Annotated in this window: 19 protein-coding genes and 1 pseudogene; 11 read left to right on the top strand and 9 right to left on the bottom strand. The window is 58.4% G+C overall.

Annotated features, from left to right (window positions below):
- From J7E41_RS10040 to J7E41_RS10030, 3 genes are all read left to right on the top strand, one after another.
- A partial coding sequence (locus tag J7E41_RS10040) for a hypothetical protein (RefSeq protein ID WP_214992280.1) occupies positions 1–1,366 on the top strand: 1,366 nt, incomplete at its 5' end.
- A gap of 140 nt (positions 1,367–1,506) precedes the next feature.
- The gene (locus J7E41_RS10035) at positions 1,507–3,549 is read left to right on the top strand and encodes a hypothetical protein (RefSeq protein ID WP_214992277.1); all 2,043 of its coding nucleotides are present in this window, start codon (positions 1,507–1,509) and stop codon (positions 3,547–3,549) included.
- Between the two features lie 234 nt (positions 3,550–3,783).
- Positions 3,784–6,048, top strand: coding sequence for an autotransporter outer membrane beta-barrel domain-containing protein (locus J7E41_RS10030; protein WP_214992274.1), 2,265 nt, complete (start codon positions 3,784–3,786; stop codon positions 6,046–6,048).
- A gap of 236 nt (positions 6,049–6,284) precedes the next feature.
- Here J7E41_RS10030 and J7E41_RS10025 read toward each other — a convergent pair whose 3' ends face one another.
- The 3 genes from J7E41_RS10025 to J7E41_RS10015 are packed head-to-tail and all read right to left on the bottom strand — an operon-like array spanning position 6,285 to position 11,255.
- Positions 6,285–6,926: a DUF1345 domain-containing protein gene (locus tag J7E41_RS10025; RefSeq protein WP_214992272.1), complete on the bottom strand. Its 642-nt coding sequence runs from the start codon at positions 6,924–6,926 to the stop codon at positions 6,285–6,287.
- Between the two features lie 53 nt (positions 6,927–6,979).
- Complete coding sequence (locus J7E41_RS10020) at positions 6,980–10,078, bottom strand: efflux RND transporter permease subunit (RefSeq protein ID WP_214992270.1); 3,099 nt, start codon at positions 10,076–10,078, stop codon at positions 6,980–6,982.
- A gap of 19 nt (positions 10,079–10,097) precedes the next feature.
- Positions 10,098–11,255, bottom strand: coding sequence for an efflux RND transporter periplasmic adaptor subunit (locus tag J7E41_RS10015; protein ID WP_214992268.1), 1,158 nt, complete (start codon positions 11,253–11,255; stop codon positions 10,098–10,100).
- Between the two features lie 307 nt (positions 11,256–11,562).
- Between J7E41_RS10015 and J7E41_RS10010 the strand changes: the two genes are divergently transcribed.
- The 4 genes from J7E41_RS10010 to nudC all read left to right on the top strand — a co-directional run bounded on the left by J7E41_RS10010 (position 11,563) and on the right by nudC (position 15,499).
- Positions 11,563–12,264, top strand: a complete 702-nt coding sequence (locus tag J7E41_RS10010) for a response regulator transcription factor (protein WP_214992266.1) — start codon at positions 11,563–11,565, stop codon at positions 12,262–12,264.
- Positions 12,265–12,267: 3 nt separating this feature from the next.
- Positions 12,268–13,569: an ATP-binding protein gene (locus tag J7E41_RS10005; RefSeq protein WP_214992264.1), complete on the top strand. Its 1,302-nt coding sequence runs from the start codon at positions 12,268–12,270 to the stop codon at positions 13,567–13,569.
- A 277-nt stretch (positions 13,570–13,846) separates the two neighbouring features.
- Positions 13,847–14,659 (top strand): crotonase/enoyl-CoA hydratase family protein, encoded by an 813-nt coding sequence (locus J7E41_RS10000; protein WP_214992262.1) that lies wholly within the window; start codon positions 13,847–13,849, stop codon positions 14,657–14,659.
- A 6-nt stretch (positions 14,660–14,665) separates the two neighbouring features.
- On the top strand, positions 14,666–15,499 hold the full coding sequence (nudC, locus tag J7E41_RS09995) for an NAD(+) diphosphatase (protein WP_214992259.1): 834 nt from the start codon (positions 14,666–14,668) through the stop codon (positions 15,497–15,499).
- Here the strand turns inward: nudC and J7E41_RS09990 are convergent.
- Positions 15,467–16,246, bottom strand: coding sequence for a TSUP family transporter (locus J7E41_RS09990; protein ID WP_214992257.1), 780 nt, complete (start codon positions 16,244–16,246; stop codon positions 15,467–15,469). The genes nudC and J7E41_RS09990 overlap by 33 nt on opposite strands.
- A gap of 214 nt (positions 16,247–16,460) precedes the next feature.
- Entirely contained in the window at positions 16,461–17,699 is a 1,239-nt protein-coding gene (locus J7E41_RS09985) for an acyl-CoA dehydrogenase family protein (RefSeq protein WP_214992255.1), read from the bottom strand.
- Positions 17,700–17,974: 275 nt separating this feature from the next.
- On the opposite strand from J7E41_RS09985, the gene sfnG reads away from it, so the two are divergent.
- Entirely contained in the window at positions 17,975–19,066 is a 1,092-nt protein-coding gene (gene sfnG / locus J7E41_RS09980; RefSeq protein WP_214992254.1) for a dimethylsulfone monooxygenase SfnG, read from the top strand.
- 178 nt (positions 19,067–19,244) lie between these two features.
- Here sfnG and rimI read toward each other — a convergent pair whose 3' ends face one another.
- On the bottom strand, positions 19,245–20,354 hold the full coding sequence (gene rimI / locus J7E41_RS09975) for a ribosomal protein S18-alanine N-acetyltransferase (RefSeq protein WP_214992252.1): 1,110 nt from the start codon (positions 20,352–20,354) through the stop codon (positions 19,245–19,247).
- A gap of 92 nt (positions 20,355–20,446) precedes the next feature.
- Here rimI and J7E41_RS09970 point away from each other — a divergent pair, with 92 nt between their 5' ends.
- Both J7E41_RS09970 and J7E41_RS09965 read left to right on the top strand, forming a co-directional pair.
- The gene (locus J7E41_RS09970) at positions 20,447–22,033 is read left to right on the top strand and encodes a RimK family protein (protein ID WP_251029432.1); all 1,587 of its coding nucleotides are present in this window, start codon (positions 20,447–20,449) and stop codon (positions 22,031–22,033) included.
- Between the two features lie 6 nt (positions 22,034–22,039).
- Positions 22,040–22,981, top strand: coding sequence for a magnesium transporter CorA family protein (locus tag J7E41_RS09965; RefSeq protein ID WP_214992250.1), 942 nt, complete (start codon positions 22,040–22,042; stop codon positions 22,979–22,981).
- A 135-nt stretch (positions 22,982–23,116) separates the two neighbouring features.
- Here the strand turns inward: J7E41_RS09965 and map are convergent, their stop codons facing one another.
- Positions 23,117–23,872, bottom strand: a complete 756-nt coding sequence (gene map / locus J7E41_RS09960; protein WP_214992249.1) for a type I methionyl aminopeptidase — start codon at positions 23,870–23,872, stop codon at positions 23,117–23,119.
- Entirely contained in the window at positions 23,872–24,072 is a 201-nt protein-coding gene (locus J7E41_RS09955; protein WP_155582755.1) for a ParD-like family protein, read from the bottom strand. Before J7E41_RS09955 ends, map begins: the two co-directional genes overlap by 1 nt.
- A 269-nt stretch (positions 24,073–24,341) precedes the next feature.
- Between J7E41_RS09955 and ilvA the strand changes: the two are divergent.
- Positions 24,342–25,349, top strand: a pseudogene (gene ilvA, locus J7E41_RS09950) (threonine ammonia-lyase, biosynthetic); the annotation flags it as partial.
- A gap of 49 nt (positions 25,350–25,398) precedes the next feature.
- Here the strand turns inward: ilvA and eco are convergent.
- Positions 25,399–25,881, bottom strand: a complete 483-nt coding sequence (gene eco, locus J7E41_RS09945; protein ID WP_214992245.1) for a serine protease inhibitor ecotin — start codon at positions 25,879–25,881, stop codon at positions 25,399–25,401.
- Positions 25,882–26,142: the final 261 nt, after the last annotated feature.

Here is a 26,142-nt window from a genome sequence, read left to right as displayed (position 1 = left end):
ATTAACCGCTCAGGACACTAGCGACCCGTTGGTCGTCGAGTTACCGGCTGATGCTTTTCGCCGCCTGAACAACGGTCCGGCTTACATCTTTTTCCAAGTGTTTGATGAGGCGGGAAACTTCAGCACACGCAGCGCTGGTTTGCCGTTTGTATTGAATTTGATCGCCACGCCTGGGGTTCCGCTGCCCCCGCCGCGTATCAAACCGCCAGCCTATGATGACAGCTTGATCAAGCGGGACGATGCCCGCGCGACGGTCTATGTATTAATTGATCCCTACACCAACTGGGCACCCGGTGATGCGGTCAGGGTCTACTGGGACGACCGTGCGGTGGCTGATGTTTCGGTGTTGGATGGGGTAGAAACTGAAGTTCCAGTTCCCTGGTTGATCATGCGCGGACCTCTACCGGTCCTGGTGGCGGAAGAAATTCGTGTGCGCTACGAGATCATTCGGGGCAGCGCGACATTCCCCTCGTTTTCCCGCCGTATCAACGTGGACTTCACGGTTGCAGGGCAGGACCACGCGGACGCGCCAGCCTTGGTCAACCCGAATTTGGTGTTGGCTGAAGTTCGCGGTTTGGTTTCCGATACTCCCAACCTGGTTGATCACCGGGACAAGGACGTTGGAGCCCGTGCACGCGTGTTGCTGTATGAAGACCCGCGGCCAGGTCAAATACTGAGGTTTTTCTGGAATGGTATCGGTCCGGTAGCGACCTATACCGTTCAGTTTGGCGATGTCGAGGGGCAACTGGTTTTTTCCACTGTCATTCCATGGGCAATCATGGACGGCATTATTAATCCTCAGTTACCGGTTTACTACACCACCAGTAATGGTATTAACGAACAGCAGTCAGAAGATACACCGGTCTCCGTTAATACCGGCGTGCTTATCAGTTTTCCGCCCCCCATTATTCAACATACGCTGGTAGGAGGCACGGGGACATTTCTTTCATGTTGCTCACAACCTGAAGTTTTCTATGGCGTCAGTTGGCAGGTAGCGCCTGATCCACGTTTTCAACTCAATGATGAAGTTCGGTTTTTTTGGCATGGCTACAACAATAATGGATGGGCCGATCCGGTTGTTGATGAAAGCAAGTTCAATGAGCGTCAGTCATTTTTTACCCTGGAGGAACTAGGGAACGGCTTGATGTTTATTGTGGCTCCTTATGATCCGAAAGTGTTCTCATTGCGCCACCAAAGTACAGCCCAGGCATGGTATGAGGTGTGGCGTGGCACCGCATTGATTGGGCAATCCACCACGAGGCGAATCCGCGTTGACTTTGCTTATCCCACCGGAGGGTTTTGCCAGGCGGGCGATATTATTTCCTGCTCGAATGAGGGTGTGCCCACGCTGGCAGGCCGCAAATAACCCCGGTATTTAACAGCGATATTAAGTTCTTATATAGAGCGAGATCTGCAGGGTGCTGGTTGTACTTGTTGTGTATTTACGTGCTCGGGAAACCCGGTGTTATTGCACTGGAAAGACCTATAACTGGTGGGAGAGGCATAATGAACAAAAAAACGAGAGACTATTTCGCGAAGTTGAACGCGGCTAAAAACCCAGGTTCGGTGAGGCTGGCAGAGTTGCCACCTGGGGAAGTTGATTTTGTGCCGGGTTTTCCTGGGTTGATTTATCGAGAACAAGCCTTGGCCGAAAATCTGGAATTACGCATACCGCGTTGGGAGGACTACAGTACTGATCCATCAAACCCGGACACTGTAAGGGTTTATATAAAACCTGTGGATGATTCCGAGTACGGTAGCCCATTCATTAGCTTTCAGTTTTCTTTCGACGCCACGCTGCCTGAAGCCTATGCGACGACGAACATCGCGCGGGGCCGGCGGCCGCCGGGCCACTGGGACATCAGGTATGACGTCTTTATCGTCCGTATCCCGAATCTGAGTGAGTCGGATCCGATGCGCTTGATCGTCGATACCGATGCGCCGTACTCCGCATCCCCGAATAACCCTCCGGCCCCCATGCCGCCGGCAGGACTGACCCCTCCGATTGAGGCGGCCGACTTTCCGGCACCACCCGATGACCGGTTGCTTTTTACCTTCGCGGATTACGTCGCTTTTGGCCGAGCGCCGGGCGATACGTTGAGGGCCTATTACAACGGTTCCGATACGCCTTACGTGGTGGATTGGCCTGTCACGGACGCCTTGAACTTTCCATTGCCCAAGGGGGTGGTGGAGGCTGGGCCGGACGGATTTATCACGCTCAGGTATGAACTGGTGGACGCGGCAGGAAATATCAGCCGGTTGTCTTCTTCCCTCCAGCTCGATGTGGCGCTGATGCCCAGGCCGGCGGACGTGAGACAGCCTCTGATCAACAGGGCGTTTCCCGGTGACAATCTGTTTGACCGTGTTGATGCCTCCTTGGACAGTGGCATGTTGGTGGGCATACCGGCCTATACCAACTTTCAGCGAGGCAATGACGGGGATTATTTTGACGTCACCTTGAGCACCAGCCTCGGCTCCAGAACAGTGCCTAACTTTCCTCTGGGGAGTAACAGCTTTCCGGTCCAGGTTCCAATTCCTTTCTTCACCCTGGAAGAGCTTTACGGCGCGACAGTGGGCAACCTGTCGCTTACCGTCACTTACGTCATCAAGCGTCGAACCGTCACCTACCCACCGGCACCGGCGACGATTATCGACCTCAATCTGCATGTCGTCGGGCCGACGCCTACCAACCCACCCGACTTGGTGAACACCGATTTGCTGCCTGCGTTGATCAAGGGGGTGGATGCAGGCGGGACTGAAGGCGCAGACAACGAGCTGTTGCCGGAGCACGCTAACCGGCCTGCCAGGGTGTACATCACGTTATGGAGCGAGGCGCCCACACCGGATGCCGAAGATTTCACTATTCGAATCTATTACGAGGGCGATCTGGCGGCCACAATTCCCATTACCTCGGGTATGGCCGGCCAAGTGGTGCCATCCAGTATTTCATGGACCCTGATCAGCAAACACGGTAATGCTCCGCCACTCAAACAGGTGTACTACACCATCAGTGCTACGGGCAGTCCGAACAGGCAGGAGTCGGTCATCACGCCGGTAGACGTACTCGCCAACGTCAAGGCCCTTGATCAACCCCAGGTACGTAACCTGGAGATGGGCGGCGGTGCTCCCGGCATTATCAACTGCAATACAATCAGGCCCTTGAACACGGATGGGAATATCCGTGTGTTTATCCCCCCTTCGGATCTGTTTGAGCGTTTCATGGTGGTGCGGGTCAGCTGGCGAGGCTTTAGCGATAACACCGGTACGGTTGAAGTAACGGCGGCGTCGGGTTTCACGGATTCCCAACCACTGACGCCGACCGATATTGCGCTGGGGTTTGAAGTGGACCTGGGACCTTTCTCCACGATCATGAAGTTGATTCAACCCGATCAAGGTACCCGACTCATGGGCTCGGCAAGGATCAACTACACCATTCAGACGATTGACGGCCCGCTGACGTCATCTGACGCCCTGCATCTATCGCGGGCGATTAAAGTGGGGGCGACTCCCACCTACTGTGATAACACGCCTGTACCACCGGCTCCGTAGGCGGTGCGATCTAATGGCCGGAGAGGAGCGTTGTTCCTCTCCGACTACATCCGAACGTGTCCTTTACCAGGCCACAGGGTTGAAGGATGGGGAGGATGCCTTCTTAAGATTAATCCTACATAAATAGGTAACCACTCTGGGTAACTTTGGCGCCGCTTGATTGGCAGGGTCCCACTCTCTTCGGAACCGGCCAAATTCTTCCATCAAGGAATGCCAAAACCAGAGGTTTGTAGAATGCCGTCAATCTTCAATTTTAAATTGAACCCTTTAAGCATTGCCTTGAAGACAAATGCCATTTCTTTATTCGTCCTGATGGCGGGTGTTGCCGAAGCACGTGTAGTCACCAAGCCCGACGAAACGGTTCGACCTGGCCCTGCTCCCGACAGCTTCGAGCTGCGCGCAGGTTCCGGCCTGACGGTCGAAGGTGCGACCACCAAGAACATCCGTGCCCAGTCGGCGACTTTGATTGTTATGCCAGGCAGCAAGACTGAGGACATCACTGCATTCCATTCGAATGTGCAACTCAATGGCGCAGAAGTGGTGGCGCGCCAGGGCCAGCCGGCAGCCCTTTTCATGAGTGGCGGTACTGCGCTGATCAACAACAGCACCTTGATCCATACCAGCGGTATCGGCCTGGTAGTCTCCCGTCCTGGGGGGGGGGGAGAAGGGGCGGCCGCCTCGGTGTTCAACAGCGTCATCAAAGGCACCACCCGCGGAGCCAGTGTCAGCGGTAATAGCACCCTTGACCTGGCCGGCTCCCACCTCGAAGGTACGGCCGACAACAGTGCCGGGCTGTATTTGTTCGGGCAGGCAAACGCGCGTAATAGCCTGATTATCGGAGGCCAGAATGGCGTGCGCATGGACATGGACCGCAGCGATGATGCGCCCAACAGTCTGGTACTTGATGGCACCCACGTCGAAGGAAAAACCGGCGCAGCCATTCTAGTAGAGAGCAGCAAAGCCGGTGTAGCGGCTGATGCACATATCGAGGTGCGCAACGGTTCCACCTTGACCGGTGGCAACGGCAATATCCTGGAAGTCAAAAATGACTCCACCGCCAACATGCATGTGGACCGCAGCTTCCTGGTGGGCGACGTGGTTGTCGAGGAAGGCAGCACCGCCAAGTTGCAACTCAACAACGGCTCCTGGCTCACCGGCCAGCTGAAAAACGTGGCCGAGTTGAGTGTCAATGAGGAGTCCCATTGGGTACTGGTAGGCAACAGCGCTGTGGGTGACCTGAAGATGGGCGGCGGCACTGTGCATTTCGGTGGGCCGGATGAGTTCTATCAACTGGACGTCAAGAGTCTGGACGGTAATGGCACCTACGTCATGCACACCGACTTTTCCAACGGCCAGACCGACTTCCTGAACGTCGAAGGCAAGGCCGAGGGCAATCACAGCTTGTTGCTGGCTGCCACCGGGTCAGAGCTGTCGAATGCCCAACCCGTTCATGTAGTACACACCGAAGGGGGGGACGGCAAGTTCACCCTGCTGGGCGATACGGTCGATGTTGGAGCCTATTCCTACGGTTTGAAGCAAGAAGGCACTGACTGGTTCCTCGACCCTACCCGTCGCGGCACCAGCACCAGCGCCCAGTCGGTACTGGCCTTGTTCAACAGCGCACCGACCGTACTGTATGGCGAGATGAGCATCCTGCGTACGCGCATGGGTGAGTTGCGCTTCAGCGATGGCCAGAGCAACGGCTTGTGGATGCGCAGCTATGGCAACAAGTTCGAGGTGGCCGGCAACAAGAACGGTGCCGGTTACTCGCAGATCCAGAAAGGCTTCACCATCGGTGCCGATACGCCATTGTCCGGCGGTGACGGCCAGTGGCTGGCCGGTGTCATGGCCGGTCACAGTACCTCGGACTTGAGCCTGACCCGTGGCAGCAAGGGCGAGGTCAAGAGCTACTACCTCGGCGCCTATGCCACCTGGCTGGACGACGAAAGTGGCCTGTACTTCGACGGTGTCGCCAAGCTCAACCGCTTGCACAACGACGTCAACGTCACCATGAGTGATGGCAAGCGTGCCAAGGGTAACTACACGCAGAACGCAGTCGGTGCATCGGCGGAAGTGGGTCGGCATATCAAGCTGGATGACGGCTACTTTGTCGAACCGTACTCCCAACTGTCGGCGACCATTACCCAGGCCCAAAGCTATGAGCTGGACAATGGGTTGAACGCCAAGGGCGACCGTTCCGCTTCGGTGGTCGGCAAGGTGGGTGTGACAACAGGTAAAAACATTCAGCTGGACAGTGGTGGGGTATTGCAACCGTACCTGCGTACCGCGTTGGCCCATGAGTTCAATCATAGTAACAAGGTCAATATCAACGACCAGACCTTCAATAATGATGTGTTCGGGTCGCGGATCGAAGTGGCTGCCGGTGTGGCGGTATCAATGTCGAAAAACCTTAAGCTGCATGCTGATTTCGAGCACAGTCGAGGTAAAAAGATCGATCAGCCATGGGGTGTCAACGTCGGTGTTCGTTACGACTTCTAAGGTACTTAGTTAAGAAAAAAGGAAGCCAAAGCTTAATGCCTGTCAGTTAAGGGCGAACACTGTACCTGTGGCGAGGGAGCTTGCTCCCGTTGGGTCGCGAAGCGGCCCCAAAAATGGGACTGCTGCGCAGTCCAACGGGAGCAAGCTCCCTCGCCACAGGTTACTTTTTACCCCCTTCTACTTCTTAACTGACTGGCATTAAGCTTTGGCTTCCTTTTTTTGTGCCTTGTGCTGCCTCAACCGAACAATCCGGCCGCTATGTTGATCGAAAACCCCAGAATTGCCGTATTGAACAGAAAGCCAATCAGCGACTGCGCCAGGACTATCTTGCGCAGGCTGCGAGTCGCGACCCCTACGTCGGACGTTTGCACCGCAACGCCAATGGTGAAGGAGAAATACAGGAAGTCCCAGTAGTTGGGGGTCAGCAACCCTTCGGCAAAGCGCAGCGCTGGCTCCTTGCCCTCCCAGGTGTAATACAGCCGCGCGTAGTGCACGCTGAAGATCATCCCGATCAGCAACCAGGAACCGATCACGGTCAACCCGGTAAAACCGTAGTGCAACAAGCGCTCGGCGGTGCCAAGGTCCTTGGTGCCTATCAACTCAAACGTAATGGTCGCCAGGCTCGCGATGGCCGCAATACAGACCATGAATAACACCAGGCCGGCGTTCTCATCCTCGACCTCTGCAATACGCTTCACATCGTCTGCCTTGGCCCGGATCGTCAGCCATAGCATCAGCACCAGATAGGTCCAGACACCGGCATTCCAGCCAAAGAGAATTTTACTGATGACCGTGTCGGCCGGAGCCAGGATGCCCACCGCCAGTCCCAGGACGGCGGCGGTGGAGAGGCGAGGGTGGGTGCGGGCAAGAAAGTACATGGGAACTCGATGGGCCAGGGTTTGCATTACCTTAGCCCACCTCGATCCTTTGTTCAGCCCTCTTTATGGCGCTTGCGCACCAGTTTCATCACTACCACAAAGAACACCGGTACAAACACTACCGCCAGGGTCGCGGTAATCATCCCACCGATCACCCCGGTGCCGATGGCTTGCTGGCTCGCCGAGCTGGCACCAGTGGCAATGGCCAATGGCACCACGCCGAGGATGAACGCCAGGGACGTCATGATGATCGGCCGCAGACGCAGGCGCGCAGCCTTCAAGGTGGCCTCGAACAGGTCTTCGCCCTGGTCGTACAGGTCCTTGGCGAACTCGATGATCAAAATCGCGTTTTTCGCCGACAAACCGATGATGGTAATCAGGCCGACCTTGAAGAATACGTCGTTGGGCATCCCGCGCAGGGTCACGGCCAGTACCGCACCGAGTACCCCCAGCGGCACCACCAACAACACCGAGGTCGGGATCGACCAGCTTTCATACAACGCTGCCAGGCACAAGAACACAATCAGCAACGACAGCACCAACAGCAGCGGTGCCTGAGCGCCGGACAAGCGTTCCTGCAACGACAAACCGGTCCATTCCTGGCCCAGGCCGGCCGGCAATTGCGTGACCAGGCGCTGGATTTCCTCCATGGCCTCACCGGTACTGTGGCCGGGGGCCGCTTCGCCGGAAATGGCGATGGCCGGGTAGCCGTTGTAGCGGGTCAACTGCGCCGGGCCCTGGACCCAACGGGCTTCCACGAAGGCTGACAATGGGACCATCTTGCCGGCGTTGTTACGCACATGGATCTTCATCAGGTCCGCCACCTGGCTGCGTTGATCACCTTCGGCTTGTACCACCACCCGCTGCATGCGGCCCTGGTTGGGGAAGTCGTTGATATAAGCCGAACCAATCGCTGAAGACAGCACATTGCCGATATCGGCAAAGGAGATGCCCAGGGCGTTGGCTTGCTTGCGGTCAACCTCAAGCTGCACCTGAGGTGCTTCGGCCAGGGCGCTTTCACGTACGTTGGCCAGGACCGGGCTTTTCTCCGCAGCGGCCAGCAGTTCGGTACGGGCCGCCATTAACGCGGCATGGCCCACACCACCACGGTCCTGCAAGCGGAACTCGAAACCACTGGAGGTACCCAGGCCATCCACCGGCGGCGGCAGGATTGCATAGGCAATCGCATCCTTGAGCTCGGTAAAGGCTTCGGTTGCCCGATCCGCGATGGCGGCAGCCGAATCTTCGCTGCTGCGCTGCGACCAATCCTTGAGCGTGGTAAACGCCAGTGCCGCGTTCTGTCCGGAACCGGAGAAACTGAAACCCATGATCATCGTGGTGTCGCCCACGCCCGGCTCAGTGGCGTTATGTGCCTCGATCTGCTCGGCCACCTGCACCGTGCGGTTCTTGCTGGCGCCCGGTGGCAGCTGGATGTCAGTGATGGTGTAGCCCTGGTCTTCCACCGGCAGGAACGAGGAGGGCAGTCGGCTGAACAGCACACCCAGGCCCACCAGCAGCACCAGGTAAATCAGCAGGTAACGCCCGCTGCGCTTGATGGCATAGGCCACCCAACCTTCGTAGCGGTTGGTCAGCTGTTCAAAGCGTCGGTTGAACCAGCCGAAGAACCCAGTCTTTTCATGGTGCTCACCCTTGGCGATCGGCTTGAGCAAGGTGGCGCACAATGCCGGGGTCAAGGTCAGGGCCAGGAAGGCCGAGAACAGGATCGAGGTGGCCATCGACAGCGAGAATTGCTGATAGATCACACCCACCGAACCTGGCATGAATGCCATCGGCAGGAACACCGCCACCAGCACCAGGGTAATGCCGACGATCGCACCCGTTATCTGGCCCATGGCCTTGCGTGTTGCCTCCTTGGGCGACAAACCCTCGGTGGCCATGATCCGCTCGACGTTTTCCACCACCACGATGGCGTCGTCCACCAGGATCCCGATGGCCAGCACCATGCCGAACATGGTCAACACGTTGATCGAGAAGCCCAGCAACAGCATGGTAGCAAAGGTGCCCATCAAGGCCACGGGCACCACCAGGGTCGGGATCAGGGTGTAGCGGATGTTCTGCAGGAACAGGAACATCACCGCAAACACCAGCAACATCGCTTCACCCAGGGTGTACACCACCTTGGTGATCGAGACCTTGACGAACGGTGAGGTGTCGTACGGGATCTTGTATTCGACGTTGGCCGGGAAGTAGCGGGCCAGCTCGTCCATCTTCGCTCGCACCAGGGTCGCGGTGTTCAGGGCGTTGGCCCCCGGCGACAGCTGCACGCTGACGGCGGTGGACGGTTTGCCATTCAGTCGCGTGGAGAACTGGTATTCCTGGCTGCCGATTTCCACCCGCGCCACATCACCGACGCGAACGGTAGAACCGTCCGGATTGGCCTTGAGCACAATGTCGGCAAACTCCGCAGGCGTCGACAGTTGGCCTTTGACCAGGATCGACGCAGTGATTTCCTGAGTCGAGGTGCCTGGCAAGTCACCAATGCTGCCGGCTGAAACCTGGGCGTTCTGCGCAGCAATCGCGGCGTTCACGTCCGCGGGTGTCAGGTTGAAACCGATCAGCTTCTGCGGGTCGATCCAAATCCGCATCGCCCGCTCGGCACCATACAACTGCGCCTTGCCGACGCCGTCCAGACGCTTGATCTCGTTCATCACGTTGCGCGCCAGGTAATCGCTGAGCGCTACGTCGTCGAGTTTGCCGTCGCTGGAGGTCAGGGTGATCAGCAGCAGGAAACCGGCGGAGACTTTTTCCACCTGCAAACCTTGCTGAGTCACCGCTTGCGGCAAGCGTGGCTCAACGGCCTTGAGGCGGTTTTGCACGTCGACCTGGGCCATTTCCGGGTTGGTGCCCGGCTGGAAGGTCGCGGTGATGGTGGCTGAACCAAGGCTGCTCTGGGATTCGAAATACAGCAGGTGGTCGGCGCCGTTGAGCTCTTGCTCGATCAGGCTGACCACGCTTTCGTCCAGGGTTTGTGCCGAGGCACCCGGGTACACCGCGTAGATCTCCACTTTGGGCGGTGCCACGTTGGGGTACTGCGCCACTGGAAGCTGCGGGATGGCGAGGGCGCCAGCCAACAGAATAAACAAGGCGACCACCCAGGCGAAGATCGGGCGATCAATAAAGAACTGCGGCATTATTTGCTATCCCTTTTCTTTACTGACCAAGCGCCTGGGCGACTGGCTCGGGGCTGTCGTCGACCTGGACTTTCTCGCCAGGACGCGCGTGTTGCAGGCCTTCCACGACAATACGATCACCGGCCTTGAGGCCGCTGGTGACGACCCAGCGATCATTGATCACCGATCCCAGCTCAACGGGTTGCAGGCTGACCATTTGCTCGGCGTCCAGTAGCAACACCATGGGAATGCCGGCGCTGTCACGGGTGATCGACCGTTGCGGCACGCTGATGCCTTGCTGGTCGACGGCCTGTTCCAGGCGTACGCGGATGAAACTGCCGGGCAACAGGTCGAGGTCCGGGTTGGGGAACTCGCTGCGCAGGATGATCTGACCGGTGCCCGGGTCAACGCTGATTTCGGCGAACAGCAACTTGCCGGGCAAGGGGTAGAGGCTGCCGTCATCCTGGATCAGCGTGGCTTTGGCCTGGTCCTGGCCGACCTGCTTCAAGTTCCCGGCGCGAAAGGCCCGGCGCAAGTCATTGAGCTCGCGGGTGGACTGGGTCAGGTCGGCGTGGATCGGGTCCAGTTGCTGGATGACCGCCAGCGGAGTGGCTTCGTTCTCGCCTACCAGCGCGCCTTCGGTGACCAAGGCTCGGCCGATGCGGCCGGAAATCGGCGCGGTGACCGTGGCGTAGCCCAGGCTCAGCTTGGCCCGTTGCACGACGGCCTGATTGGCGGCGACTTCTGCGGCGGTTTGTCGGGCGGCGGCACGGGCGTTGTCATACTCTTGGGCGCTGATGGCGTTGCCTTCTACCAACTGGCTGTAGCGTTGTTCCTGCAAGCGGGCCTGGAACGCATTGGCTTCGGCCTTGCGCAGGCTGGCCTGAGCGCTGTCCAGGTCGGCCTTGAAGGGGGCCGGGTCGATACGAAACAGCACGTCGCCCTGTTTGACGTCATGGCCTTCCTTGAACACCCGTTGCAGCACCACACCGGCCACTCGGGCACGCACTTCGGCGATGCGCGGCGCCGCGATCCGTCCGCTCAGCTCGTTGCTGATGGACAGGGGCTTGGCTTCGAGGGTTTCGATGCGTACTTTGGCCAGCGGCATTTCGGGGGTGCCGCTGGAAGAGTTGTCACAAGCGCTCAGTGCCAGTGCCAGGGCTAACAGGCAAAATGGCGCAAACAGATTCTTCGACATGCTTATATCCCAATATTGACTGGCGCATCCTACGCGTCCCCTTCGTCACAGTGCTGTGAAGCTGTGTAGGGGGTGTGTGAAGAAATGTAAGGTGCCAGCGCGCTTGGGCGCGAGGGCGTATATCCTTCATGGCTGCGGATCCTAACAAGATCTTCAACTCAATGAAGGTCCAATGTGGGAGCGGGCTTGCTCGCGAATGCGGTGGATCAGTCAACACACCCGGTGACTGACACTGCGCATTCGCGAGCAAGCCCGCTCCCACACTGGATGTGCGTACTACCAAAGAACTGTATTATTTGGAAACACCATGCCCAACATCCTCCTGGTGGAAGACGACGCTGCACTCTCCGAGCTGATTGCCAGCTACCTGGAACGCAATGGCTATCATGTCAACGTGCTGAGCCGTGGCGACCACGTGCGCGAACGGGCCCGGCTCAGCCCACCGGACCTGGTGATTCTCGACCTGATGCTGCCGGGACTCGACGGCTTGCAGGTCTGTCGGCTGCTGCGTGCCGATTCGGCGAGCCTGCCGATCCTGATGCTCACCGCCCGCGATGACAGTCACGACCAGGTACTGGGACTGGAAATGGGCGCCGACGACTACGTGACCAAACCCTGCGAGCCACGGGTATTGTTGGCCCGCGTGCGAACCCTGTTGCGTCGCAGTAGCCTCACCGAACCCCAGGTGGCCAACGACCAGATCCTCATGGGTAACCTGTGCATCGACTTGTCGGAGCGTTCGGTGACCTGGCGTGATCAGCCGGTGGAGTTGTCCAGTGGTGAATATAACTTGCTGGTGGTCCTGGCCCGGCATGCCGGTGAAGTGCTCAGCCGCGACCAGATCCTGCAACGCTTGCGGGGTATCGAGTTCAACGGCACCGACCGTTCGGTGGACGTGGCGATCTCCAAGCTGCGGCGCAAGTTTGACGATCACGCTGGTGAAGCGCGCAAGATCAAGACGGTGTGGGGCAAGGGCTACCTGTTCAGCCGTTCCGAGTGGGAATGCTGATTCATGTTCAGAGTTCTGATTCGTCTCTACCTGATTACCATCGTCACCTACAGTGCGGCGATTTACCTGATTCCGAAGGTGGTGATCCAGGTCTTTGAACACCGTTACATGAACTACAACATCGAACAATCCCGAGGTACGCAGAGCCTGATCGTCAACGAGTACCGTCGGGTGCCGGTGGAACAGTGGGCGAATGTCACGGTGCGGCTCGCGGCAGATTTCGCGCCGTTGAAAATCCAGTTGCTGCGTATCCAGGACGCCAGCTACACCCCGCAGGAACATCGTCTGCTGGAGCTGGGCCAACCGGTAATTCGCCTGGGGGAATGGGGATGGATGGATGACATCAGTTCTCCCCTGGACGATCAACTGGTGGTCAAACTGTCGGTACCGCCGGATCCGCTGGACATGAACCTGCTGTACTGGAGCATGAACGTGCTGATCGGTGCGGCGTTGTTGGCGGGCCTGTTGTACTGGCTGCGGCGCCACTGGCGCGATCTGGATCGCCTCAAGAGTACGGCGTCCCAGTTGGGGCAGGGCAATCTGGAGGCGCGTACACATATTCGTTCCAGTTCCAATATCGGCAGCCTGGCGGTGGTGTTCGACACTATGGCCAACGACATCGAACACCTGCTCAACCAGCAGCGCGACCTGCTCAATGCCGTCTCCCACGAATTGCGTACGCCATTGACCCGGCTGGACTTCGGCCTGGCTCTCGCGCTCTCCGATGACCTGCCGGCGCCGAGCCGTGAACGCCTGCAGGGCCTTGTGGCGCATATTCGTGAGCTGGATGAACTGGTACTGGAATTACTCTCCTACAGCCGCCTGCAAAACCCGGCGCAACTGCCCGAACAGGTGGAAGTAGTGCTGGATGAGTTTATCGACAGCATCCTGGGCAGCGTCGACGATGAACTGGAAAACCCCGAGATCGTTATCGATGTGGCGCTGGATTGCTCTGTGGAGCGCTTTACCCTCGACCCGCGGCTTACTGCCCGTGCCCTGCAAAACCTGCTGCGCAATGCCATGCGTTATTGCGAGCGACGGATTCAGGTGGGGGTCAAGGTGTGTCCCAAAGGTTGCGAGATTTGGGTGGATGACGACGGGATCGGTATCCCGACGGATCAGCGTGAGCGGATTTTTGAACCGTTCTATCGCCTGGACCGCAGCCGTGACCGGGCTACCGGTGGGTTTGGTTTGGGGCTGGCGATCAGTCGACGGGCGCTGGAAGCGCAGGGTGGGACGTTGACGGCCCAGGCGTCACCGTTGGGTGGGGCGCGGTTTCGCTTGTGGCTACCGACTCAGTTGTAGCCGATGCGATAAGGGCCAAAGGACCTTCGGCAGTTTCAAGATCCTGGCGACTGCTGCGTAGCCGATCGCAGGCTGCGCCAGCGGCTACAAGTGATCGACACATCCCTGTAGCCGCTGCCGAGGCACGAGGCTGCGATAAGGGCCGAAGGACCTTCAGCGGTCGGCTACAGGGGGCGTGGCCACAAGTCCTGTTTTTGGCACATGCGCAGCCTTACCCCGCATCACGCAGCCTTGTTATAGTTCGGCCCTTATCAGCCGCCAGTCAGGGATCACTGCCATGTCCGAATACCAAGCCTTTGTCGTCGAACTCACAGGCAACGTCGCCCATGTGCAGATCAACCGTCCGGAAAAGATCAACGCCATGAACGCCGCGTTCTGGACCGAGATCATCGACATTTTCCAATGGATTGAAGACACCGACGCCGTGCGCGCGGTGGTGCTCAGCGGTGCCGGCAAGCATTTCTCTTCCGGCATCGACCTGATGATGCTGGCCTCGGTGGCCAACGAGTTCGGCAAGGATGTCGGGCGTAACGCCCGCCTGCTGCGCCGCAAGATCCTGCAACTGCAAGCCTCGTTCAACGCCGTCGACAATTGCCGCAAGCCGGTATTGGCGGCCATCCAGGGCTATTGCATCGGTGGGGCTATCGACCTGATCAGTGCCTGCGACATGCGTTACGCTGCCAGTGATGCGAAGTTCTCTATCAAGGAGATCGACATCGGCATGGCCGCCGACGTGGGAACCTTGCAGCGTCTGCCACGGATCATCGGCGACGGTATGCTGCGCGAGCTGGCCTACACGGGTCGTCAATTCGATGCAGAAGAGGCGCGCAGTATCGGTTTGGTAAATCGCGTCTACAGCGATCAGGAAAGCCTGCTGGCCGGTGTGATGGAAATCGCCCGGGATATTGCCGCAAAATCACCGATTGCCGTGACTGGCACCAAAGCCATGATCAGCTACATGCGTGACCACACGATCAATGACGGTCTGGAATACGTTGCCACCTGGAACGCAGCTATGCTGCAATCCAATGACCTGCGCGTGGCCATCGCGGCCCATATGAGCAAGCAGAAACCCGAATTTGTGGATTGACTGAACATGACCCCTGGATGGATTACCACGACGTTGCTGGACAATGAAACCCCTGGTGGCTGGGCCGTGGCCCGTAGCCGCGACGGTTTTTTACGGGACGACAACGGGCCGCTGTTCCCCCGGGAATGGCTCAAGCGCCAGGATATTTCGGTGTTCGCCGAACATGGCATCGGCTACCTGGACGGCGAGCCTGTCTACCTGCTGGAACTCAATTCGGCTGGCGACATACCGGGCTGCAGTTGGCAGGGATTGCGGGGCTTCATGCTGCAGGGCGATCACACGCTGTACAAAGTCCTGGGTTACGCCGCGCAAATAGGTACCTGGGCCCGCGAGCACCGATTTTGTGGCAGTTGCGGCCAGGCCATGGTCCAGGTACCGCGGGAGCGGGCGATGTTCTGCCAGGCATGTGACCTGCGCAGTTACCCGCGAATTTCTCCGAGCATGATTGTGTTGGTGACCCGTGGTGACGAGATTCTACTGGCCCGTTCGCCGCGCTTCGTCACCGGGGTCTACAGCACCCTGGCCGGGTTTGCCGAGCCGGGAGAGTCGGCCGAAGAATGCCTGATTCGGGAGGTGCGTGAGGAAGTGCAACTTGAGGTGAAAAACATCCAGTACATGGGCAGCCAATGCTGGCCGTTCCCGCACTCGATGATGCTGGGCTTTCACGCCGAATACGCCGGTGGCGACATCGTACCTCAAGCCGACGAGATCGAAGATGCGCAGTGGTTCAACATCCATGAGCTGCCGCCGTTGCCGGCGTCACGCTCGATTGCCCGCTACCTGATCGATCTCTACCTGGCCCGTCGTTCAGGCTGCGCTGAACCAGTGCTGCCAGGCTAGTCGCACGGTCAGTCCCAGGACCACGGTGATAAACACCGGGCGAATGAATTTGGCGCCGCCGCTGATTGCGCTGCGTGCGCCAAAGAACGCGCCCACCATCACCGAAAAGCCCATGCTCAGGCCGACAATCCAGTCCACCGAACCGTTGAAGATGAACACCGACAGCGCCGCTGCGTTGCTGACGAAGTTCATGCTGCGCGCCACGCCGCTGGCCTTCACCAGATCGATCGGGTGCAGCAGCATCGTGCTGACGGTCCAGAATGCACCGGTGCCAGGCCCGGCGACGCCATCGTAGAAACCCAGGCCGAAGCCCTGGGTCGACTGCCATTTCTTCTTGATTGGCGCATCATTATCCAGGGCGGCCTTGGGCGTACCGCCGAACAGCAGGTACAGGCCACAGCCGAAGACAATAACCGGTAACATCTTGTTCAGGGTTTCGGCGGGCAGGTAGTGGGCGACGATGGCGCCGGCGAGGGCGCCGATCAAGGTGCCGACTATCGCATGCACCCACTGCCTTGGATGAAACAGCTTGCGCCGATAGAAGGTAAAACTGGCAGTGGCCGAGCCGAAGGTCGAGCTGAGTTTATTGGTGCCCAGCACCAGATGCGGCGGCATGCCGGCGGTGAGCAGGGCCGGGGTGGTCAGCAAACCACCACCGCCGGCAATGGCATCGATGAAACCGGCGATAAACGCGACAAAGGCCAGGATGGCCAGGGTGGTGAGGTCAACGCTGAGTTCGAAGGGCATGGGATCGACTTAATTCGGCGGGCGCAGAAAGGGGCTGCGCGAAAGGCCTATATCTTACCCATAACCTGATGCTGCGGCGACAGTCGCGAAGACTTGGCTTTCTGCCGCTGTCGAGGCACGAGGCTGTGATAAGGGCCGCAGGACCTTCAGCGGTTTCAAGGTCATGGCGACTGCTACGCAGCCGATCGCAGGCTGCGCCAGCGGCTATACATGTTTAACGCGTGGATGGCCCATTACCAATCTGCCAGACAAAAAGCGGATCCGTTCCGTTGATCACCCAATCGCCGACAATTCGTGCCTTGTAGATCACCGGATTATGTGATGACACCGTCCGCGCATTGCGCCAGTGCCGATCAAGGGATTTGCCCTCGCGAACATCCGAGGCGCCCAACGCATTGAACAGCTCGCTCGTGGCCCGCTGGATCAGTTCAGACACGACTACCTGCGCCTTGGCCGACTCGATTTCAGCAACCACATTTGCTTCGCGCTCCACGGCATCGTCCCCGCCAAACCGCGCCAGGTAGGCGCGTTGCGCGGGGAATGCGGCTTTTATCGCACTGGCCTCGGCGGCGTACACCAGTGCTGCCACTTCACCCACCACCTGTTGAATCTGTGCATCCTGGCTCACATGAGCGGCATTGCCGTGGCTGTAGATACGTTTACGCACGCGGACTTGATGGGCCACATCATTGAGGGCCGCACGGCCGATACCCGCCAAGGTCGCCAGCAACACCAGTTGGTAAAACGCCGTCTGGTATTTGAACCGCGTCGCAAAGTCGATGAGGTTGTCGGCTTCCACCACCGCGTCGATGAACGTCGACGTGCCGCTGCCGGTGGTGCGCTGGCCAAAACCATCCCAGTCATCGCTCTGCACGACCCCGGGCTGGCGGGTGCGAGTGGCGGCTATCACGTCGGCGCCTGTGTCGCTGCGCTGGGCATAAACGTCGATCCAATCGGAAAAGAGGCTACCGGTGCTGTAGAACTTTTCCCCGTTGAGCTTCCACTTGTCACCGTCAGGGCTGACCTTGGTGATGACATCGCCAATAGCAACCTTGCCGATTTCAGTCCAGGCGCAGCCAACGATGTCGCCGTCGACAAAACGCTTGAACCACAGGTCCCGCGCGGCCCCCGGTGTGGCATTCAACCGGTCCTCGGCGAACGCGAAGTGCCCACGCAAAGCCTGGGGCACATTGGAGTCGGCCTCGGCCAACTCGATCAGCAGTTCAAACAGTTGGGGCAGGGAGGCGCCACCGCCGCCGTATTCCACCGGTACCCGTACGGCGCCGAAACCGGCTTCCTTGAGCCACTGGATCGGTTCGAAGGGCAGGGCGCGGGTTTGCTCGCGTTCCACGGTGCCAGAGGCGATGCGTTGGAAGATGGGGCGAAAGCGCTCGGCCAGGGTCTGGTAGTCGACGCCGATGGACAGCGGGTTGATGACATGATGCTCGGTCATGGTGACAGCTCCTTGGCAGGCAGAAAGGTAGTGCATTGCCAAATCCATTGCAGGGTCCGTGCCGAGGTCTAACCCCAGTGTTTCCTGGGCAAAGCCTGTGACGAGTGTTGCTCCACCAACACCGATCCAACAAACCTTGAGGATCCGCAACAGCCAACAACCTGGCGTTTTTACCCTCGATCGCCTCCAGGAGCCCTTTGGTACGGGGCTTTGGGATTCACTGGCACGCTTGCTGCTCCATCAGCGCTACATCCCCTGTACAGAGGTATCGTTCAATGAGCCAACAAGCCGTCAAATTTGCCTATTGGGTACCCAACGTCAGCGGCGGGCTGGTGGTGAGCAAGATCGAACAGCGCACCAGTTGGGGCATCGACTACAACCGTAAACTGGCGCAACTGGCCGAAGAGGCCGGTTTTGAATATGCCCTGACTCAGATCCGCTTCACCGCCGGCTATGGCGCTGAATATCAGCATGAGTCCGTAGCGTTCAGCCATGCGCTATTGGCCGCCACCACCCAACTGAAAGTCATCGCCGCTATCCTGCCCGGGCCGTGGCAACCGGCGTTGGCGGCCAAGCAATTGGCGACCATCGATCAACTGACCAATGGCCGTATCGCCGTGAATATCGTCAGCGGCTGGTTCAAGGGTGAGTTCCATGCCATCGGTGAACACTGGCTGGAGCATGATGAGCGCTATCGTCGCTCCGAAGAGTTTATCCGCGTATTGAAGGGCGTCTGGACCCAGGACGACTTCACCTTCAAGGGCGATTTCTACCGTTTCAACAACTACAGCCTCAAGCCCAAGCCCCTGGGCGAACCCCATCCCGAAATCTTCCAGGGTGGCAGTTCACGGGCGGCACGGGACATGGCGGCACGGGTCTCGGACTGGTACTTCACCAACGGCAATACCCCGGAAGGCATCAAGGCCCAGGTCGATGACATCCGTGCCAAGGCGGCGGCGAACAACCATTCGGTGAAGGTTGGGGTGAACGCCTTTGTCATTGCTCGCGACACCGAAGAAGAAGCGCGCGCCGTGCTGGCGGAAATCATCGACAAGGCTGACCCGGAAGCGGTCAACGCCTTTGGCGACGCGGCCAAACAGGCCGGCAAAGCCTCACCGGAGGGCGAGGGTAACTGGGCCAAGTCCAGCTTTGAAGACTTGGTGCAGTACAACGACGGCTTCAAGACCAATTTGATTGGTACCCCGCAACAGATCGCCGAGCGTATCGTCGCCCTGAAAACGGTGGGAGTGGATCTGGTACTGGCGGGGTTCCTGCATTTCCAGGAGGAAGTGGAATACTTCGGCAAGCGCGTGCTGCCGCTGGTTCGGGAGCTGGAGGCCAAGGCCGGGATCAAGCAAGTGGCTTGATATGCACTGGGCTTTTGACCGCGTAGATACCGTCTTGAACCTCACTGGACAAGATCCCGTAGCAGCTGTCGAGTGAAACGAGGCTGCGTTCGGTTGCGCAGCAACCGTCAGTCAGCCGCCTCGGTGTGTCAGGTTCACCTAGGCGTACCGTACGCAGCCTCGTTTCACTCGACAGCTGCTACGGGTGAGTTGTTTTCGGCGGATACACCACCACCGCAGCCCGAAGCTTGTTATTGCCAAACCGGCACATTCGCTCGAACTCCCCATGGCTGACCGGCAGGTGCTGGCAGTCCATGGGTTGGCGATGCTGGCTGTGGTCCACGTCTGGATCATGCAGGTAGACAAACTCCTCATCGCAATCAGTCACGATCACCCAATGCGGTGACTTGGAGCGCGTCAATCGGTAGCTGCTGATCAGCACCAGCGGCTGACCTCCAGCGTTCAATACCTGCACCAGGTCCAGCGGGCCGCCGAGCGTCTGCTCAACATCGCTGCCGGCCAACTCCTCTTCAAAGGCCTCATGCACCAGGCGCATCACGTCTTTTTTATGCTGGTCGCGTACCCCATCGAGAAACAACGGCCCACGAACATTGACCTGCATGCGCACCCGAAACCCCCGGCGCCATGCGGCCAGCGCCAGTCCCTGAGGGCTGCAACCCCCGTGGCCGGCGGTCATGAATACGGTGGTTGCCTCGCGCCAGATCTGCAACTCTTCGCGGCGCTGAGCCACACGGTTTGGTTCCAGGGCCCCCATGGCCATCAGCAGGCAGGCGGCGCCGCAGGTGAAGTCGGTGGTCTGCTGGTAATAGGGCACGCTCAAGGCCCGCGCGTCATGGTGTTGAAGAATGCGCTTCTCCAGGCGCAGGGCGTCGGTGTGGTCTTCGTAATAGTCGTTGATCAGCGCAAAGCGCCGGTAGCCATTGCGTTCATACAGGGCAATAGCGCCAGGATTGTCGGTGCGCACTTCAAGACGCAGATAGGCGCAGTCATGTTCCAGGGCGCAGGCTTCGATACGGGTCAGTAGCTGTTTGCCCAATCCCATGCCGCGGGCAGGCGCGGCGATGGCAATGGAATACAACCGCGCCAACGACGTGCCTCGGTGGAACAGCACCAAGGCATAACCGATCAATTGCCCATCGTTTTCGGCCACCAGCAGCTGCGCGTGTGCACGGCTGATCATCCACTGGAAACTGCGGGGAGAGAGCCGGTCAGTGGTGAAACAATGCTGTTCCAATGTCACCAATGCTGGCAAATCATCGAGTGTTGCAACGCGAAAGGAAAGAACCATATAACCGCCGTAAAAGTTACGTAATGAAACGGGACTTCTCTGAAAGACCGTGCTTAATAGAAAAGGTCAAGTTCTCTAGCGGATCAATCAATATGTCAGCGGTACAAAGTCATTGGCGAGAAGTATCCGAGCAAACAGTAGCGGCGACAATAACTTCCGGCGGTTATTTTTCCACACCTCCGAAGAGTGCAAGTCAAGTCGTGATTATTGTCGAACGCAAGGAAGACTGGGCGTCCTACTTTCCCAGCGAAGACATTGTCACCGCCCAGGAATACCTCGAACACCCCCGGGAGAACGAGGCGGGCAAGCGGGTGCAAGTGATCAACCTGTGCCGTAGCTACAAGTACCTGGGGCACGGGTATTACTGCTCGCTGCTGGCTGAGGCGCGGGGACACAAGGTCATCCCGTCAGTTCGGACCATCAGTGAGCTGACGAAAAAATCCCTGTATGGCCTGGCCCTGGATGACTTGGATAAAACCCTCGATAAAGCCTTGAGTCATCACCTTTACAGCAATACTGAAGGCTTTACCCTGACACTTTATTTTGGCCGAACCAACATTGAGCCGTTGCAGGATTTGGCCCGGCAGTTATTTGAAGCGTTTCCGTGCCCGATCCTGTTAGTTGAGTTTCGCAAGAACAACGGCTGGCACATTGAAGGTATAAAGTCCGGCGTGCTGCATAAGTTGCGTGACGATCAGGAAGATCAGTTCGCCAATGCCCTGGACAACTTCAGCCGCAAGATCTGGCGGCAACCGCGTTCGCGGCGGCTGGCCCGTTATGATCTGGCGATCCTTCATGATCCTCAGGAGCAGTTACCGCCTTCCAATGCCAAGGCCCTGGAAAACTTCGTGCGAGTGGGGAAGGGCTTGGGCATCGATGTCGAGCTGATTGAGCGCAAGGACTACGCCCGACTGGCCGAATACGACGCCTTGCTGATCCGCGAGACCACCAGTGTCGACAACCACACTTACCGCTTTGCGAAAAAAGCCGAGAGCGAAGGGCTGGTGGTGATGGATGACCCCGCATCGATCCTGCGCTGCACCAACAAGGTCTACCTCACCGACCTGCTGAAAAGCCATCAACTGGGCATGCCTGCCACCGAGATCCTCTACAAGGAACGACCGGAAGATTTTGAGCGAGTCGGCGAGCGCCTGGGCTTCCCCCTGGTGCTGAAAATCCCCGACGGTTGTTTCTCCCGTGGGGTGATCAAGGTGGAAAGCCAGCAAGCGCTGCTGACGGCCACCGCCGAACTGTTCGAACACTCGGTGCTATTACTGGCCCAGGAGTTCTTCTACACCGAGTACGACTGGCGCATCGGCGTGCTCAACCGCAAGCCGATCTTTGCCTGCCAGTACTTCATGTCCAAAGGACATTGGCAGATCTACAACCACAAGGCTATCGGCCAGGACATCAACGGCGAATGCCGCACCCTGGCGGTTCACGAGGCACCGAAGGCAGTGGTGGAGCTGGCGGTTAAAACCGCCAACCTGATCGGCGACGGGTTGTACGGAGTGGATTTGAAGCAGTCCGGTGACAAGGTCGTGGTGATTGAGGTCAACGACAACCCGAATATGGATGCCGGGATCGAAGACGCCTACCTGCAGGACGACCTGTATTCCCTGGTACTGGAGGAGTTCGTCCGACGCCTGGAGTTGAAACGTCAGGGTCAGGTCTGGTGATTGACCATGATTCAGCGCTTTGAGTTAAGCGAGGGCGCGTTACACCACGCCGAGCACGATAGCGCCGAGATCCTGCTGTTCAGCAACCCTGATGGGGTTGAGCGCGAACTGCTGCGCGAGCGTTACAAACTCGATGAGCACGCGCTGGCCTCGGCGCTGGACCCGGACGAGGTGTCGCGCATCGAGTTCCATCCCGACAACCTGTTTTTGATCTGGAAACGTCCGGAAAACTACTCGGGAGGTAGCAACCTGGTGTTTGAAGTGTCGTCTTGCGGCTTGTTGTTCTCGCAAAATCGCCTGCTGGTGATCGCCACCGGGGACAGCCAGCTTTCCGGGCTGGGCGCACGCAGGCCGCTGCATTCGCCGCTGGACGTGCTGCTGGATCTGCTGCTCAACAACGTCCATCACTACTTGGGCCACCTCAAGGTGATCAAGCTGGTCGCCCGGGAGTTGCAGCAGCAGTTCAACGCCTCGATGAGCAATCGCCACTTGATGCAGATGTTCAGTCTCAGCGAGAGCCTGATCTATTACATCAACGCCCTGCACAGCAACGGCGCGGTGCTGACGCGGTTGCGCAATCATGGCGAGAAGGAGCATTTCAGCTTGGAGACCCTGGGCTTGATCGATGACCTGATCATCGAGAACAACCAGTGCTACAAGCAGGCGGAGATCTATTCCAACGTATTCTCTGGGCTGATCGATGCCCGGGGCAACTTGATGAACAACAGCATGAACAACCTGCTGCGCAAGTTGACGCTGATCAATGTGGTGTTCTTGCCGCTGAACCTGATTGCCAGCATTGGCGGGATGTCCGAGTTCAGCATGATGACGGCGGGTACGCCGTGGTGGGTGGCGTACCCGTTATTTCTGATGGCGATGGGGCTGGGTGCAGGGGGAATGGTGCTGGGGCTCAAGCGGATGGCCGGAGGCGGTGATAAGGCAGTTTGAGATGCTGCTTCCAGCCAGATGCACATCAAATGTGGGAGCGGGCTTGCTCGCGAAAGCGGTGAGCCAGTTAATACAGTTGGTGACTGACACACCGCCTTCGCGAGCAAGCCCGCTCCCACATTTGATGTGTATCGCCTAGGCGCTGGGTTGCAGGGTCAGCACTTCAAAACCATCCGCTGTCACCGCCACTGTATGCTCCCATTGCGCCGACAAACTGTTGTCCCGCGTCACTACCGTCCAGCCATCGTTCAAGCTGCGAACCTTGGCGCTGCCCTGGTTCAACATCGGCTCGATGGTAAACACCATGCCTTCGCGCAGTGTCAGGCCGGTGCCGGGGCGACCGAAGTGCAGGATCTGCGGCTCCTCGTGCATCTCCTTGCCGATGCCATGCCCGCAATATTCGCGGACCACGCTGTAGCCGTTGTTCTGGGCATGGGTCTGGATGGCATGACCAATATCTCCCAGGCGCGCGCCCGGTCGGACCTGACGGATCCCGGCCCACATCGCTTCGAAGGTCATTTCCACCAGGCGTTTGGCCTTGGGTGCGACGGTGCCGATCATGTACATCTTGCTGGAGTCGGCGATAAAACCGCCTTTCTCGAGGGTGATGTCAATGTTGACGATGTCGCCGTCCTTGAGCACCGCCTTCGCATCCGGCATGCCATGGCATACCACTTCGTTGATCGAGGTGTTGATGCAGAAGGGGTAGTCGTATTGTCCCAAGCTGGCCGGACGGGCTTGCAGCTCGCCGCGGATGAAGGCTTCTACGGCGCTGTCCAGTTCCAGTGTGGACTGGCCGGCGCGGACAAAACCGTCGAGCATGGTGAATACCTTCGCCAGCAGGCGGCCCGACTCACGCATCACCGCGATCTGTTCGACACTCTTGATCATTAGCTGCGCCCTCGAATCAGGTCGGGTTTGTCCAGCAACAACTTGTTGATCAGGTCGTTGTAGGCCAGGTGGGGATTGAGTTCCGCCAACAGGCCGATCTTGATCCAGAATTCGGCCTGGGCGTTGATGGAGCGGTCCATGGTGGCGCTGGCCAGACGGACTTGTTCATGCAATTGGTCGGTGATCTTGACGATGCCCATGTCTTTCACTGCGTAGATTGATATACGAATCGTATGCGTTTCATATGTTCTTCGTAAAGTCTTTGGGCCCACAACGCTTGGTCATTGACTTGTCCCAACCCTCCCGGTTAGTTTTGATTCATGACCTTTCAAGCCTTCCATTCCCAGCCACACATTATTACCGCCATTCCTCATTTGGCGGGATAGCGCACGGCTGTACCCAAACCCGCCCTAGAGGCGGGTTTTGTTTTTCCGTCTCCAGGGCTCTGTAAAAACGCCAGGAGACACCGATGAGTACGAGCCAGCCGCGCCCTGTGACCCAGACCTCTGACCGGGGATTGCTTGAGCGCTACGTGAAAAAGATCCTGGCCGCGCCGGTCTATGATTTGGCGGTACGTACTCCGTTGCAGGTTGCACCGGCGCTCTCGGTGCTGCTCGGCAACCAGGTCCTGCTCAAACGTGAGGACCTGCAGCCGACGTTTTCCTTCAAGATTCGTGGGGCCTATAACAAGCTGGTCCAACTCACGGATGAGCAAAAGGCGCGTGGTGTGGTGACGGCCTCGGCGGGCAATCATGCACAAGGCGTGGCGCTGGCGGCGCGACAGCTGGGGATCAAGGCCACCATTGTCATGCCTTGCAGCACCCCGGAGCTCAAAGTGGTGGGGGTGCGCTCTCGGGGAGCCGAGGCGGTCCTGCACGGTACGAGCTTCCCCTTTGCCCTGGCCCATGCGTTGCAATTGGCTGAGGCGTCGGGTTGCACCTTTGTCTCGCCGTTCGATGACCCGGACGTGATCGCCGGGCAGGGGACCGTGGGCATGGAGGTGTTGCGCCAGCAACAGGGGCCGTTGGATGCGATCTTCGTGCCGGTGGGGGGTGGTGGCCTGATCGCCGGTATCGCTGCCTACGTCAAATACCTGCGGCCCGAGGTGCGCATCATCGGTGTTGAGCCTGAGGGTTCCAGTTGCCTGCTGGCTGCATTACAAGCCGGCGAGCGCGTGGTGTTGCCCTGCGTCGATCCGTTTGCCGATGGCACGGCTGTCGCGCAGATCGGTGCTTATGGATTTGAAATCTGCCGGCAGTACGTCGATGAGGTGATCACCGTCAGCAACGATCAACTGTGCAGCGCCATCAAACTGATCTACGACGACACCCGTTCCATCACTGAGCCTTCAGGTGCCCTGGCCGTGGCCGGAATCCGCCGTTATGTGGCGCAGACCGGTATCCAGGGCCAGACACTGGTGGCGATTAATTCCGGGGCCAATATCAACTTTGACAGTTTGCGTCATGTCGCCGAGCGGGTGGCGGCGCAAGTAGGGGCGTGATACCGGATTAATCGTTTAAGCCCACTTATTCGGCGACGGCGTTATTGACCGTGGCCGAGGCGGACCAGACTCGATAACGAACTTCGACATCTTTTGGTACATATACAACGATGGGCAGTTTGCTGTTGTAACGCAGTACAAAACCATCACCCACCACGGGCACGAAGTCCTTGTGGGTCTTGCCGTCGGGGCAGCCCATCATCGTGCTCATCGGGCCACTGACCTTTTCCAGTCGATAGAAAGAATAGCCCCAGCCTTCGAGGTTCTTTTCCTCCAGCATGCCGCCCAGACGCTGCAGGTTGCAGTCTACGTCGAGGGTCTTGCCGGCGAGGATTTCGACCTTGAAGTCCGCCTCGTTGGCTTGTGCGGGCAGATGGATGACCTGGCGTACGAACCCCGCGTCAGCCTTGGGGTAGGGCGCAATATCTTCAAGTTTGGCGGCGTTGGCCTGGACGCACAGGCCTGTCAATGCGAGGCCGGTGATGGAGAGGCGAAGGGAGGAAATCATGGTGCATCCTTGTAAAAGTTTACGGATAGAACAGTAGTACATGAAAAAAGCCGGGATATTAGAACTTATATAAGTACTGTTGTCGCTTATGAAAAAAGGGTCCAACGGGTCCGGACGTAGCCGAGTAGGCTGGATAAGTGAGGGCGTTTTCCAGGGGTAGCGAGGTGTGTCAGCTTGATAACAATCGTTATAAAAAACTATTGGCAGTCTCAAAAAAGGAGAGGTTGGCTATGCTTTCGGATCTAGTGTCCTGAGTTAAAA

The sequence above is a fragment of the Pseudomonas fluorescens genome, assembly GCF_018614655.1.
GTDB lineage: Bacteria > Pseudomonadota > Gammaproteobacteria > Pseudomonadales > Pseudomonadaceae > Aquipseudomonas > Aquipseudomonas fluorescens_BX.
Note: the sequence above shows the minus strand (reverse complement) of the source record. Positions and strands in the feature narration are given on the sequence as shown.

Excerpts from the sequence above, each read along its gene's own strand:
- J7E41_RS10035 (WP_214992277.1), top strand. The coding sequence starts at position 1,507 with ATGAACAAAAAAACGAGAGACTATTTCGCGAAGTTGAACGCGGCTAAA.
- J7E41_RS10030 (WP_214992274.1), top strand. The coding sequence starts at position 3,784 with ATGCCGTCAATCTTCAATTTTAAATTGAACCCTTTAAGCATTGCCTTG.
- J7E41_RS10025 (WP_214992272.1), bottom strand. The coding sequence starts at position 6,926 with ATGTACTTTCTTGCCCGCACCCACCCTCGCCTCTCCACCGCCGCCGTC.
- J7E41_RS10020 (WP_214992270.1), bottom strand. The coding sequence starts at position 10,078 with ATGCCGCAGTTCTTTATTGATCGCCCGATCTTCGCCTGGGTGGTCGCC.
- J7E41_RS10015 (WP_214992268.1), bottom strand. The coding sequence starts at position 11,255 with ATGTCGAAGAATCTGTTTGCGCCATTTTGCCTGTTAGCCCTGGCACTG.
- J7E41_RS10010 (WP_214992266.1), top strand. The coding sequence starts at position 11,563 with ATGCCCAACATCCTCCTGGTGGAAGACGACGCTGCACTCTCCGAGCTG.
- J7E41_RS10005 (WP_214992264.1), top strand. The coding sequence starts at position 12,268 with ATGTTCAGAGTTCTGATTCGTCTCTACCTGATTACCATCGTCACCTAC.
- J7E41_RS10000 (WP_214992262.1), top strand. The coding sequence starts at position 13,847 with ATGTCCGAATACCAAGCCTTTGTCGTCGAACTCACAGGCAACGTCGCC.
- nudC (WP_214992259.1), top strand. The coding sequence starts at position 14,666 with ATGACCCCTGGATGGATTACCACGACGTTGCTGGACAATGAAACCCCT.
- J7E41_RS09990 (WP_214992257.1), bottom strand. The coding sequence starts at position 16,246 with ATGCCCTTCGAACTCAGCGTTGACCTCACCACCCTGGCCATCCTGGCC.
- J7E41_RS09985 (WP_214992255.1), bottom strand. The coding sequence starts at position 17,699 with ATGACCGAGCATCATGTCATCAACCCGCTGTCCATCGGCGTCGACTAC.
- sfnG (WP_214992254.1), top strand. The coding sequence starts at position 17,975 with ATGAGCCAACAAGCCGTCAAATTTGCCTATTGGGTACCCAACGTCAGC.
- rimI (WP_214992252.1), bottom strand. The coding sequence starts at position 20,354 with ATGGTTCTTTCCTTTCGCGTTGCAACACTCGATGATTTGCCAGCATTG.
- J7E41_RS09970 (WP_251029432.1), top strand. The coding sequence starts at position 20,447 with ATGTCAGCGGTACAAAGTCATTGGCGAGAAGTATCCGAGCAAACAGTA.
- J7E41_RS09965 (WP_214992250.1), top strand. The coding sequence starts at position 22,040 with ATGATTCAGCGCTTTGAGTTAAGCGAGGGCGCGTTACACCACGCCGAG.
- map (WP_214992249.1), bottom strand. The coding sequence starts at position 23,872 with ATGATCAAGAGTGTCGAACAGATCGCGGTGATGCGTGAGTCGGGCCGC.
- J7E41_RS09955 (WP_155582755.1), bottom strand. The coding sequence starts at position 24,072 with ATGGGCATCGTCAAGATCACCGACCAATTGCATGAACAAGTCCGTCTG.
- eco (WP_214992245.1), bottom strand. The coding sequence starts at position 25,881 with ATGATTTCCTCCCTTCGCCTCTCCATCACCGGCCTCGCATTGACAGGC.